The 12,600-nt window shown below is 60.2% G+C and carries 10 protein-coding genes; 8 read left to right on the forward strand and 2 right to left on the reverse strand.

The window, feature by feature from the left end; translation table 11 throughout:
* The gene (locus AC1RPZ_RS18315; RefSeq protein WP_493138368.1) at positions 1-402 is read right to left on the reverse strand and encodes a lysozyme inhibitor LprI family protein; all 402 of its coding nucleotides are present in this window, start codon (positions 400-402) and stop codon (positions 1-3) included.
* Between the two features lie 237 nt (positions 403-639).
* On the opposite strand from AC1RPZ_RS18315, the gene AC1RPZ_RS18320 reads away from it, so the two are divergent.
* The 7 genes from AC1RPZ_RS18320 (at position 640) to AC1RPZ_RS18350 (ending at position 9,013) form a co-directional block, all read left to right on the forward strand.
* Positions 640-1,617 carry a dipeptidase gene (locus AC1RPZ_RS18320; protein WP_493138369.1) on the forward strand — a complete coding sequence of 326 codons (978 nt, stop codon included), beginning with the start codon at positions 640-642 and terminating at the stop codon, positions 1,615-1,617.
* Between the two features lie 78 nt (positions 1,618-1,695).
* Positions 1,696-2,226 carry a DUF5943 domain-containing protein gene (locus AC1RPZ_RS18325; RefSeq protein ID WP_008033249.1) on the forward strand — a complete coding sequence of 177 codons (531 nt, stop codon included), beginning with the start codon at positions 1,696-1,698 and terminating at the stop codon, positions 2,224-2,226.
* 15 nt (positions 2,227-2,241) lie between these two features.
* Positions 2,242-4,302, forward strand: a complete 2,061-nt coding sequence (gene dgcA / locus AC1RPZ_RS18330; RefSeq protein WP_493138370.1) for a dimethylglycine demethylation protein DgcA — start codon at positions 2,242-2,244, stop codon at positions 4,300-4,302.
* 167 nt (positions 4,303-4,469) lie between these two features.
* A complete protein-coding gene (gene dgcB, locus AC1RPZ_RS18335; protein WP_493138371.1) occupies positions 4,470-6,419 on the forward strand; it encodes a dimethylglycine demethylation protein DgcB in 1,950 nt (649 codons plus the stop codon).
* Positions 6,419-7,639, forward strand: a complete 1,221-nt coding sequence (gene etfA / locus AC1RPZ_RS18340) for an electron transfer flavoprotein subunit alpha (RefSeq protein ID WP_493138372.1) — start codon at positions 6,419-6,421, stop codon at positions 7,637-7,639. Before dgcB ends, etfA begins: the two co-directional genes overlap by 1 nt.
* Positions 7,640-7,654: 15 nt before the next feature.
* Positions 7,655-8,425, forward strand: coding sequence for an electron transfer flavoprotein subunit beta (gene etfB, locus AC1RPZ_RS18345; protein ID WP_493138373.1), 771 nt, complete (start codon positions 7,655-7,657; stop codon positions 8,423-8,425).
* 21 nt (positions 8,426-8,446) lie between these two features.
* Positions 8,447-9,013 (forward strand): GNAT family N-acetyltransferase, encoded by a 567-nt coding sequence (locus AC1RPZ_RS18350; protein WP_493138374.1) that lies wholly within the window; start codon positions 8,447-8,449, stop codon positions 9,011-9,013.
* A gap of 865 nt (positions 9,014-9,878) precedes the next feature.
* Here the strand turns inward: AC1RPZ_RS18350 and gbca are convergent.
* Positions 9,879-11,174, reverse strand: a complete 1,296-nt coding sequence (gene gbca, locus AC1RPZ_RS18355) for a glycine betaine monooxygenase oxygenase subunit (protein WP_493138375.1) — start codon at positions 11,172-11,174, stop codon at positions 9,879-9,881.
* Between the two features lie 283 nt (positions 11,175-11,457).
* On the opposite strand from gbca, the gene gbcB reads away from it, so the two are divergent.
* Positions 11,458-12,558, forward strand: coding sequence for a glycine betaine monooxygenase reductase subunit (gene gbcB / locus AC1RPZ_RS18360; protein WP_493138376.1), 1,101 nt, complete (start codon positions 11,458-11,460; stop codon positions 12,556-12,558).
* Positions 12,559-12,600: the final 42 nt, after the last annotated feature.

Below are 12,600 nucleotides of genomic sequence, written 5' to 3' on the forward strand. Positions count from 1 at the left end.
TTACTCCTGCCCGATCGACTCCAAAAACTCCGACCGCTCGTCGCTTTTGCTCGCCAGACAATCGTTCAGGTCGATGGTGTAGGCCTTGCTGCCCACCGCTGCGGGGAACGGCGCAATCGCGCAATCGGCATCCCGCGACTTCATCCAGAGCTGCTCGGCGGTCTGGAGTTTGCCGGTGATGTCTGCCAACTGCGCCTTGTTGTTCGCGTATTGGGTTTTCATCCGCTCCAGCAAACCCTGGAAGTTGTCTTTGAGCAGTTGTTCGGCGGTGTTTTTGCTATAGGCCGAGCACTCCAGGGTCTGGACGTCGTTTTCGACCGCATCGCACGGGTTCTTGTCGGCTTCTTCAGCCGCCTGTACGCCAGTCGCTATCAGTGCCAAAGCCAGGAAGATCGATTTCATTGCGTCGCCGCCCTCTTGTTCCAGTGAAGCATCCAGTGATGCGGCGAATTCTGGCCCAAGCGCGAACTAAAGAACAGGTGGGCAAACCGCCCTTGGTGAGACCCTTTGTCGCGTATTGACGCTTTCGGCAATTCCCCTGTCGTTTTTGCACCCGGCTGCCCCGTCCCTCAAGCATATGCTGACCCAAAGCGCCGGCAGACGATTCGGCGCATGAATCGCTAACAAGGGGACAGCCTGATGAGCCCAGCCGAATTGCACGCCGACAGCATCGTTATCGACGGGCTGATCATTGCCAAGTGGAACCGCGAGCTGTTTGAAGACATGCGCAAGGGCGGTTTGACCGCGGCCAACTGCACCGTTTCGGTGTGGGAGGGGTTCCAGGCGACCATCAACAACATTGCCGCCAGCCAGAAGCTGATTCGCGAGAACAGCGACCTGGTGATTCCGGTCAAGACCACTGCCGACATCCGTCTCGCCAAAGAACAGGGCAAGACCGGGATCATCTTCGGCTTCCAGAACGCCCATGCGTTTGAAGACCAGATCGGCTACGTCGAGATCTTCAAGCAGCTCGGGGTTGGCGTGGTACAGATGTGCTACAACACCCAGAACCTGGTGGGTACCGGTTGCTACGAGCGTGATGGCGGACTGTCCGGGTTTGGCCGTGAAATCGTCGCGGAAATGAACCGCGCCGGCATCATGTGCGACCTGTCCCACGTCGGCTCCAAAACGTCTGAAGAAGTCATCCTCGAATCGAAAAAACCGGTGTGCTATTCCCACTGCCTGCCGTCGGGCCTCAAAGAGCACCCGCGCAACAAGTCCGATGAAGAACTGAAGTTCATTGCCGACCACGGCGGTTTTGTCGGCGTGACCATGTTCGCGCCGTTCCTCGCCAAAGGCATCGATTCGACCATCGACGACTACGCCGAAGCGATCGAATACACCATGAATATCGTTGGTGAAGACGCGATCGGTATCGGCACCGACTTCACCCAGGGCCATGGCCAGGATTTCTTCGAAATGCTGACCCACGACAAGGGCTACGCCCGTCGTCTGACCAGCTTCGGCAAGATCATCAACCCGCTGGGCATCCGCACCGTGGGCGAGTTCCCGAACCTGACCGAGACGCTGCTCAAGCGCGGCCATCCTGAGCACGTAGTGCGCAAGATCATGGGCGAAAACTGGGTGAACGTCCTCAAGGACGTCTGGGGCGAATAAGCCGCCGCACCTCTGAATTCTTTCCCGCTGCCGTCCGTGCAGCGGGCAACACAACAAATTTTCCGGAGTTAAGTTTCCATGGCCAAAATCGCCCCGCAATTGCCAATCGAAGTCGACAGCGAAACCGGTGTCTGGACCTCTGACGCCCTGCCGATGCTGTATGTGCCACGTCACTTCTTCGTCAACAACCACATGGGCATCGAGGAAGTGCTGGGCGCTGACGCCTATGCCGAGATCCTTTACAAGGCCGGCTACAAATCCGCCTGGCACTGGTGTGAAAAAGAAGCTGAATGCCACGGCCTGGAAGGCGTTGCGGTGTTCGAGCACTACATGAAGCGCCTGTCGCAACGTGGCTGGGGCCTGTTCAAGATCCAGGACATCGACCTCGACAAAGGCACCGCCAGCGTCAAGCTCGAACACTCGGCGTTCGTCTACGTCTACGGCAAGGTCGGACGCAAGGTCGACTACATGTTCACTGGCTGGTTTGCCGGTGCCATGGACCAGATCCTGCAAGCGCGCGGCAGCAAGATTCGCACCGTCGCCGAACAGGTTTACGGTGGCTCCGAAGAAGGCCACGACGACGGCTTGTTCACCGTCAAGCCGTTGTAAGTCGAGGAACCCGCCATGGCTTTCGAAGCAATGTTTCAACCGATTCAAATCGGCAAACTGACCATCCGCAACCGCGTGCTCAGCACCGCGCACGCCGAGGTCTACGCCACCGACGGCGGCATGACCACCGATCGGTACATCAAGTATTACGAAGAGAAAGCCAAGGGCGGGATCGGCCTGGCGATTTGCGGCGGCTCCTCCAGCGTGGCCATCGACAGCCCGCAAGGCTGGTGGAAGTCGGTCAACCTGGCCGACGACCGGATCATTCCGCACTTCCAGAACCTGGCCGATGCCATGCACAAGCATGGCGCCAAGATCATGATTCAGATTACCCACATGGGCCGTCGTTCCCGTTGGGATGGCGAGCATTGGCCGACCCTGCTGTCGCCGTCGGGTATCCGTGAACCGGTGCACCGCGCGACCTGCAAAACCATCGAGCCGGAAGAAATCTGGCGGGTGATCGGCAACTACGCCAGCGCCGCCGCACGTGCCAAGGCCGGTGGCCTGGACGGCGTCGAACTGTCGGCCGTGCACCAGCACATGATCGACCAGTTCTGGAGCCCGCGCGTCAACAAGCGTACCGACGAATGGGGCGGCAGCTTCGAGAATCGCATGCGTTTCGGCCTGGAAGTGATCAAGGCAGTGCGCAAGGAAGTCGGTCCGGACTTCTGCGTCGGCATCCGTATCTGCGGTGACGAATTCCACCCTGATGGCCTGAGCCATGAGGACATGAAGCAGATCGCCAAGTACTACGACGACACCGGCATGATCGACTTCATCGGCGTCGTGGGCTCGGGGTGCGATACTCACAACACCCTGGCCAACGTTATCCCCAACATGAGTTATCCACCGGAGCCGTTCCTGCATTTGGCGGCCGGTATCAAGGAAGTGGTCAAGGCCCCGGTGCTGCACGCGCAGAACATCAAGGACCCGAACCAGGCGACACGCATTCTGGAAGGCGGTTACGTCGACATGGTCGGCATGACCCGCGCGCACATTGCTGATCCGCACCTGATCGCCAAGATCAAGATGGGCCAGGTCGACCAGATCAAGCAATGCGTGGGTGCCAACTACTGCATCGACCGTCAGTACCAGGGTCTGGACGTGCTGTGCATCCAGAACGCCGCGACTTCCCGTGAATACATGGGCGTGCCGCACATCATCGAGAAATCGACCGGTGTGAAACGCAAGGTTGTCGTCGTCGGTGCCGGCCCTGCCGGGATGGAAGCTGCACGCGTGTCGGCCGAACGTGGCCACGACGTAACCCTGTTTGAGAAAAAAGAATTCATTGGTGGGCAGATCACCACGGCCTCGAAAGCCCCGCAGCGGGATCAGATTGCCGGTATCACCCGCTGGTTCCAGCTGGAACTGGCGCGTCTGAAAGTCGACCTGCGCCTGGGCGTGGCGGCCGATGCGGCGACCATTCTCGACCTGCGTCCGGACGTGGTGGTGCTCGCCGTTGGCGGTCATCCGTTCCTGGAGCAGAACGAACACTGGGGTGCGGCTGAAGGCCTGGTGGTCAGCAGTTGGGACATCCTCGACGGCAAGGTTGCGCCGGGCAAGAACGTGTTGGTCTACGACACCATTTGCGAGTTCACCGGGATGTCGACAGCGGACTTCCTCGCCGACAAAGGCAGCCAGGTCGAGATCGTCACCGACGACATCAAACCGGGTGTGGCGATTGGCGGCACGTCGTTCCCGACTTACTACCGCAGCATGTACCCGAAAGAAGTGATCATGACCGGCGACATGATGCTCGATAAGGTCTACCGCGAAGGCGACAAGCTGGTGGCGGTGCTGGAGAACGAATACACCGGCGCCAAGGAGGAGCGGGTGGTCGACCAGGTGGTCGTCGAGAACGGCGTGCGGCCGGACGAAGAAATCTACTACGCGCTGAAGGAAGGCTCGCGCAACAAAGGCCAGATGGACATCGAAGCCCTGTTCGCGATCAAGCCTCAGCCATCGTTGAGCCAGACGGGTGACGGCTACTTGCTGTTCCGCATCGGCGACTGTGTGGCCCAGCGCAATACGCATGCGGCGATCTACGACGCGTTGCGGCTCTGCAAGGATTTCTAAGAGCTTGTGGATCCCCTGTGGGAGCGAGCTTGCTCGCGATGAACGATGACGCGGAACCTCTGATGCACCGCGTCGCCTGAATCGCGAGCAAGCTCGCTCCCACAGGAATCGAGCAAGGCATCCAGGTAGTTAAGCCTGCAAGACCCCGAGGTCTTTGGGAGCTCCACATGTTGAACACCCTTCTTCCAATCCTGCTGTTCGCTGCCCTGGGCCTGGCTGTCCTGGGCGCGCTGCGGCGGGTGGCTATGTGGCGCCGGGGCCGTGCGTCCAAGGTCGATCTGATCGGCGGCCTGCTGGCCATGCCCAAACGCTACATGGTCGACCTGCACCACGTGGTGGCGCGGGACAAATACATCGCCAACACCCACGTTGCCACGGCGGGTGGTGCGGTGGCGTCCATCGTGCTGGCGATTCTGGTTCACGGTTTTGGCCTGCATAACCGCTTCCTCGGTTATGCACTGTTGTTGATGACGGCGGTAATGTTCGTCGGCGCGATCTTTATGTACCTGCGTCGGCGCAACCCGCCGGCCCGTTTATCCAAAGGTCCGTGGATGCGCCTGCCGAAAAGCTTGCTGGCATTCTCGGCGTCGTTCTTCCTGGTGACCCTGCCGGTGGCGGGTATCCTCCCGGAAAACTTCGGCGGTTGGCTGGTGGCGGGGATCCTCGGTGTCGGCGTGCTGTGGGGCGTATCCGAATTGTTCTTCGGCATGACCTGGGGCGGGCCGATGAAGCACGCCTTCGCCGGTGCCTTGCACCTGGCCTGGCACCGTCGCGCCGAACGTTTTGGTGGTGGTCGTTCTACGGGTCTTAAACCGCTTGACCTGAACGACCCGCAAGCCCCCTTGGGCGTGGAAAAGCCCAAGGATTTTACCTGGAACCAACTGCTTGGCTTCGACGCCTGCGTGCAGTGCGGTAAATGCGAAGCGGCGTGCCCGGCGTACGCCGCTGGCCAGCCGCTGAACCCGAAAAAACTGATTCAGGACATGGTGGTCGGCCTGGCCGGTGGCACCGATGCCAAGTTCGCGGGTAGTCCTTATCCAGGCAAAGCCATCGGTGAACACGCTGGCAATCCGCATCAACCGATCGTCAACGGTCTGGTGGACGCGGAAACCCTGTGGTCGTGCACCACCTGCCGCGCCTGCGTTGAAGAGTGCCCGATGATGATCGAGCACGTGGACGCCATCGTCGACATGCGCCGTCACCTGACGCTGGAAAAAGGCGCGACCCCGAACAAGGGCGCCGAAGTCCTGGAAAACCTGATCGCCACCGACAACCCGGGCGGTTTCGCGCCGGGCGGGCGGATGAACTGGGCGGCGGACCTGAACCTGACACTGCTCAGCGAGAAGAAATCCACCGACGTGCTGTTCTGGGTCGGTGACGGTGCCTTCGACATGCGCAACCAGCGTACCTTGCGCGCCTTCGTCAAAGTGCTGAAAGCCGCGAAAGTCGACTTTGCCGTGCTCGGTCTCGAAGAGCGTGACAGCGGCGACGTGGCCCGCCGTCTGGGCGACGAAGCGACCTTCCAGCTGTTGGCCAAACGCAACATCCAGACCCTGGCCAAATACAGCTTCAACCGCATCGTCACCTGCGATCCGCACAGCTTCCACGTGCTGAAGAACGAATACGGTGCTTTCGATGGCAACTACCTGGTGCAGCACCACAGCACCTACATGGCGGAAATCATCGACGCTGGCGCACTCAATCTGGGCCAGCACAAAGGCAACAGCGTGACCTATCACGACCCGTGCTACCTCGGCCGCTACAACGGCGAATACGAGGCGCCGCGCCAAGTGCTGCGAGCACTGGGGATCGAGGTCAAGGAAATGCAACGTTCTGGCTTCCGCTCGCGCTGCTGCGGCGGTGGCGGCGGTGCGCCGATCACCGACATTCCGGGCAAGCAACGGATCCCTGACATGCGCATGGACGACATCCGCGAAACCGGTGCAGAACTGGTGGCCGTGGGTTGCCCACAGTGCACCGCGATGCTCGAAGGCGTGGTCGAACCACGGCCGCTGATCAAGGACATCGCCGAACTGGTGGCCGATGCGCTGCTCGAAGACGCGGCGCCGAGCAAGTCACCGGCACCGACTAAACGTCAACCTGCGGAGGCCCACTGATGAGCGACATTATCCGCCGCGATCCGCGCGCCGAATGGATCGCCCGCAACCGTCTGCATCCGCTGCACGCCGCCATGCAACCGGTGGAACACAGTTGGATGGGCCCCAACGGGATCATTCGCAAGAATCCTCACGGCATCGGTTTCATCGGCCCCAATGGCATCAAGCGGATTGACCGCAGTGGTGCACAACAGGGCGGGGCGACCAAGCGTACAGCGGCCGTTGAGGTACAACTGCCGCTGCATCAGGTGGCTGCACCTGCGTTCTACATCAGCGTGGTGCCGGACATGGTCGGTGGTCGTTTGAGCAGTCACGACCGTGACCTGCTGGGCTTGGCCCATCAACTGGCCGGCAAGGACGGTGCGGTGCTCGCGGTGGTTTTTGGCGAACACAAGGAAAACGCTTTCGCCACTGCCGGCGTCGACCGCCTGCTGGTACTCGATGGCGAGGAATTCGATGGTTATGCACCGGAACAACGGGTGCAGGGGCTGCGGGCTGTGGATAACCAGTTCAGCCCACGTCACTGGCTGCTGCCGGACAGCCGCAGCGGTGGTGGTGAACTGGGTCGACGCTTTGCCGCCGCACTCGGCGAACGCCCGGCCACGCGGGTCTGGCAGGTCAAGGACCAAGAGTGCATCGGCCGCGCCGGTGCTGGTCTGCAAGACTTGGCGCGTCCTGTCGCACGGTTGATTCTGGCGGCGGTGGAATGTGCCGAGCCGGTCAGCGAAACCCGTCACGAAGCGTTGCCGGTGGAGTTATCCACAACGGTTGCGCGCAGTCTGTCGCGGATCGAAGACCTGGGCGCGGTGGCAGTCGACCCGGCAGCCATTCCCATGGCCGAGGCCGAGTTTATTTTCTCGGGCGGCAACGGGGTCAAGGACTGGAATCTTTTCCACAGGACGGCGGCGGCGTTGGGTGCTACCGAAGGCGCATCGCGAGTCGCGGTGGACGATGGTTTCATGGCCCGCGACCGTCAGGTCGGCGCCTCTGGCACCTGGGTCACGGCGCGGGTGTACGTGGCGGTGGGGATTTCCGGGGCGATCCAGCACCTGCAAGGCATCGGTGCCTGCGACAAGGTGGTGGCGATCAACCTCGACCCTGGCTGCGACATGATCAAGCGCGCCGACCTGTCGGTGATTGGCGAAAGCGCGGAAATTCTTCAGGCCTTGATCGCGGCGGTAGAGGCTTACCGCAACGACGCCAAGCGCGATGCGGCTTAAGAGAAGGAAAGGGTTATGAGTACTCATGTAATCAGCCTGGTGTCCATCGGCGCCCACCCGACTTCGGGCCGGCCACGCCGTGCCGAGCAGGATGCGCGGGCGGTTGAACTCGGTCTGCAACTGGCTGGGGATAACTTGCAAGTGCTGCATGCCGGTGATGTCGAGGAGCCTGCGCTGCGTGCTTATCTGGGCATGGGCCTGGAACAGCTGCACGTGCTCGAACAACCCCAAGGCGCGGATGCGCTGCCAGCGTTGACCGCTTATTTGCGCGATGCCGGGGCGCAGGTCGTGCTGACCGGCAGTCAGGCGGAAACCGGTGAAGGCTCGGGCATGTTGCCGTTCCTGCTGGCGGAAAGCCTGGGCTGGCCGCTGGTGGTCGGGCTGGCGCAGGTCGAATCCATCGACGGCCATTCGGCCCTGGTGCTGCAAGCCTTGCCCCGTGGTCAGCGGCGACGCTTGAAGGTGCGCCTGCCGTTTCTCGCCACGGTGGATAACGCGGCGCCCAAGCCACGGCAAAGCGCCTTCGGCCCGGCCCGGCGCGGGGTGTTGCAGGCGGAAGACGTTGAGATTATCGACGATGAATTGCTGGCGGTTGCAACGTTGCAACCGGCCAAGCCACGGCCAAAACGCTTGAAAGTGATCAAGGCCAAGAGCGGTGCCGACCGGATGAAAGCCGCCACGGCCAAGGCCAGCGGCGGTGGCGGGCAGGTGCTTAAAGGGTTGAGTGCCGAGGCTGGAGCTGAGGCGATTCTCAAGTTGCTGATTGAAGAAGGCGTGGTTCGCTAACGTTCCTGTGGAGCCCGGTAAATGGCAGTTGAATTTCGTTCGGCCCTGCGCGCGGATGCGCGGGAGATTGCCCGCTTGTTTCAGATTTCATCAGAAGGTGCCGCGGATTACATCTGGAGCCAACTGGCGCAGCCCGGCCAGGACCTGCTGGATGTCGGCGCCAGTCGCTATGCTCGCGAAAATGTGGATTTTTCCTATCAAAACTGTGTGATCGCGCAGGCAGAGGGAAAGGTCATCGGCATGCTGCACAGCTACGCGATGCGATACGATCCGCTGGCAGCTCCCGTAACCGATCCGGTCCTGGCGCCGTATGCCAAGATGGAAATCCCCGGCACCCTCTATATTTCGAGCCTGGCGCTGCATGAGGGCTGGCGCAATCAGGGCTTGGGCCAACAATTCCTCGCCTACGCTTACGACCGTGCCAACCAGCTGGGGCTCAACGGCTTGAGCCTGATCGACTATGCGGCGAACACCGGTGCCCGTCGGTTTTATGAGCGACATGGCTTCCGTGTCGTCGATACCTGCCAGATCACGCCCCACCCGATGATTCGGGTCACGGGTGAAGCCTATTTGATGTATCGGCCTTAAGCATAAGCAAATCCCTGTGGGAGCGAGCCTGCTCCCACAGTTGTTATGCATTTACCCACAATCCCTGTTAGCGCTTCTGTGGGTAACATGTTCACCCCTCGCTACACCCCATGCAGATCAAGCCCTGCAAGCCTTTGTACGAAAAACGACCAGCCTAACCCCTCGTTATTTCGAGCTTTTTTCAGTGGATAAGGGTATCGGCGGTTCACGACTTGCCCCCAATCTCTGTTGGCGCTTCTGTGGATAAGATGTTCGCTGTCCGCTGTAAGCCATACAGATCGTGGCTTTCAAGCTTCTGCTCAATAAATAACCAAATGCCGGGTTTTGCCCTCCATTGACTGCTCAAACCCACGAAATAGGCAGCCTGGACGCGGTTTTCCACAACGCACTGAATAATGTGCACAGTTGCCCCCAAAGTCTGTTGGCGCTTCTGTGGATAAGGTGTTCGCGGTCCGCTGCGAGCCACGAATAACGCGGCTTACAGGCTTTTGGTCAAAAAACAGCCAATAGCGCTCGAAAACCGGTCAATTGAATAAGTCACGGATTTTCTTCAGTTTCTGTGGAGAAAACGTTCAGTCTTTCCACAGTTGTCCCCATTTGCTGTGGGTGGAGGTGTGGATAACTTGTTTGCTGAAGGCTGCACGCCACGTCCCTTATAGGCTGGAACGTAATAGATCATATTTCGTACAGTTCTAAGTTTGGGAGAGAGAGAGTATCGAGGGGAGGGATGTGGTGACAGGTAGGCCGCCATCGTCGGAACGCCGCCCGGAGCAAGCTCGCTCCCACAGGGGATTGGTGGTGTTCACAAATGCTACGAACAACATCAATCAATGTGGGAGCGAGCTTGCTCGCGATGCTTTTGCGGTTAGCCGTGAACCGGCACGCCCTTGAGGTAAGGCGCAGGCTCTGCACCCAGGTTGTTCAGCAGACGCTCGCTGTACCAATCGACAAAGTTCACCACGCCGAACTCATAGGTCTTGGAGTACGGGCCTGGCTGGTACGCCGTGGAGTTGATCCCGCGCTGGTTCTCTTCGGCCAGACGACGGTCCTGGTCGTTGGTGGCATCCCAGACCTGACGCATGCGCTCGACGTCGTAATCCACGCCTTCGACGGCGTCCTTGTGCACCAGCCATTTGGTGGTGACCATGGTTTCCTGCGCGCTGATCGGCCACACGGTGAACACAATGATGTGATCGCCCATGCAGTGGTTCCACGAGTGCGGCAGGTGCAGGATGCGCATCGAGCCCAGGTCCGGGTTCTTGATCCGGCCCATGAGTTTTTTGCAGCCTTGCTTGCCGTCCAGGGTCATCGACACGGTGCCTTTGAGCAGCGGCATGCGCACGATGCGGTTACGCAGGCCGAAACTGGCGTGAGCGTAAGGAATCTTCTCGGCTTCCCAGGCAGCGGCAGAGTCGGCGACGTGGTCCTTGAACGCCTGGTCGGCACGTGGGTCGGTCACGTCGTCCCATTCCAGCAGGGTTTTCAGCAGTTCCGGGTGCGACGCATTGCAGTGGTAGCACTCGCGGTTGTTTTCCAGCACCAGTTTCCAGTTGGCCTTTTCCATCAAGGTGGTTTGCACCGCCACCTTGGTGTTCTCCATGTCGTACGGTTCCATGTAATGGTTCAGTGTCGACAGGAAGTCATCGATGGCTGGCGGGTTTTCCGCGAGGCTGACGAAGATGTAGCCGCCGGCAGTCTTCACGTTCACCGGTTTCAGGCCGTATTGCTTCATGTCGAAGTCGTCGCCCATCTCGCTGCCGGCGAACAGCAGGCGACCGTCAAGCTCGTAGGTCCACTGGTGATAGTGGCAAACCAGTTTGGCGACCTTGCCTTTTTCGCTGGTGCACAGACGCGAACCACGGTGACGGCAGACGTTATGGAAGGCGTGAACCACGCCTTCGGCGCCGCGAATCACGATGATCGGGTTCTTGCCGATTTGCAGGGTCAGGAAGTTGCCCTTGGTCGGGATTTCGCAGGTCATGCCGGCGATCAACCACTCTTTCTGGAAGATCTCCTGCATGTCGATATCAAACAGGCGCTCATCGGAGTAGAACGGCTGTGGCAGCGAGAACGTACGCTCGCGCTCCTGCAGCATTTGCGCGGTGGCCTTGCGTGCGGGTTCCAGTGGATCGCCCAAGCTCAGGGTAGTGGTGACGTCCATCGTTTAAGTCCTCATGGCCATCTGTGTGGCCGGCGAATAGTGGCTAATCAGGGTTGCTACGCAAGGCAGAAAACAGTGTTTGTCTGTTGAGGCGAGTGTGGGGCCGGCGCGGGCCAGAACCTTATCCATGGGCGACATGCCCCAATCTGTTCCCGACGCTCAACCCCCGGTGGTTGTGGGCTGGTCGCGATAAGCATGTGAATGTCGCAGATAGGTAAATGGGCAGTCTGCGCTATACGCAGAATCGGCAACATAAGGCCGACAGTCGGCCGTGGAGATCAGCATGTCCAATAGTTTCCTGAATCCGGTAACCACCCAGACCTGGGCCAATGGTCGACACATTGTCCGTTGCGTCAAAGTCATCCAGGAAACCTGGGATGTGCGGACCTTCTGCTTTATGGCCGACCAGCCGATCATGTTCTTCTTCAAGCCGGGGCAGTTCGTCACCCTGGAGCTGGAAATCGACGGTGTGCCGATCATGCGCTCGTACACCATTTCCAGTTCGCCGTCGGTGCCTTACAGCTTTTCGGTAACCATCAAGCGCGTACCGGGCGGCAAGGTTTCGAACTGGCTGCACGACACCCTGCACGAAGGCCAGGAGCTGGCGGTGCACGGGCCGGTCGGGCTGTTCAACGCCATCGACTTCCCGAACCCGAAAGTGCTGTACCTCAGCGGTGGCGTCGGGATCACCCCGTGCATGTCCATGGCCCGCTGGTTCTTCGACACCAACGGCAATGTCGATATGGCGTTCATCCACAGCGCCCGCTCGCCAAAAGACATCATCTATCACCGCGAGCTGGAACACATGGCGTCGCGGATCGAAAACTTCAGCCTGCACCTGATCTGCGAAAAACATGGTTTCGGTGAGCCATGGGCCGGGTATCGCGGTTACCTGAACCACAAGATGCTCGAACTGATGGTCCCGGACTTCCTTGAGCGCGAAGTGTTCTGCTGCGGCCCGACGCCTTACATGAACGCGGTCAAGCGCTTGCTGGAGAACGCCGGCTTCAATATGAAGCGCTACCATGAGGAGTCTTTCGGTGCCACGCCACCCGAGGCTCGCGCCGACGCCGTGGAACACGCCGAACAAGCGGCCGACGCGCCGGCAATCGACGCCGCTGACCTGCATGAGGTGGAATTCACCGCCTCCGGCAAAAGCATCCGCGTGGCGCCGGGCGAAACCGTCCACGCCGCCGCCTCCAAGCTTGGTCTGCTGATTCCGAAAGCCTGCGGGATGGGGATCTGCGGAACGTGCAAGGTGATGAAGCTGGGCGGGGAGGTCGAGATGGAGCACAACGGCGGGATCACCGAAGAAGATGAAGCCGAGGGTTACATCCTGTCGTGCTGCAGCGTGCCGAAGGGGGATGTGCGGATCGAGTTCTAGCACGGTCGAATCGACCACTATCTTTGATAGCTGCCGAATAAC

This window comes from Pseudomonas sp. GW822-FHT02D10, from assembly GCF_058802345.1.

Coding starts and splice junctions, on each gene's coding strand:
- dgcA (WP_493138370.1), top strand. CDS start 2,242: ATGGCTTTCGAAGCAATGTTTCAACCGATTCAAATCGGCAAACTGACC.
- gbca (WP_493138375.1), bottom strand. CDS start 11,174: ATGGACGTCACCACTACCCTGAGCTTGGGCGATCCACTGGAACCCGCA.
- AC1RPZ_RS18350 (WP_493138374.1), top strand. CDS start 8,447: ATGGCAGTTGAATTTCGTTCGGCCCTGCGCGCGGATGCGCGGGAGATT.
- etfB (WP_493138373.1), top strand. CDS start 7,655: ATGAGTACTCATGTAATCAGCCTGGTGTCCATCGGCGCCCACCCGACT.
- gbcB (WP_493138376.1), top strand. CDS start 11,458: ATGTCCAATAGTTTCCTGAATCCGGTAACCACCCAGACCTGGGCCAAT.
- etfA (WP_493138372.1), top strand. CDS start 6,419: ATGAGCGACATTATCCGCCGCGATCCGCGCGCCGAATGGATCGCCCGC.
- AC1RPZ_RS18325 (WP_008033249.1), top strand. CDS start 1,696: ATGGCCAAAATCGCCCCGCAATTGCCAATCGAAGTCGACAGCGAAACC.
- AC1RPZ_RS18320 (WP_493138369.1), top strand. CDS start 640: ATGAGCCCAGCCGAATTGCACGCCGACAGCATCGTTATCGACGGGCTG.
- AC1RPZ_RS18315 (WP_493138368.1), bottom strand. CDS start 402: ATGAAATCGATCTTCCTGGCTTTGGCACTGATAGCGACTGGCGTACAG.
- dgcB (WP_493138371.1), top strand. CDS start 4,470: ATGTTGAACACCCTTCTTCCAATCCTGCTGTTCGCTGCCCTGGGCCTG.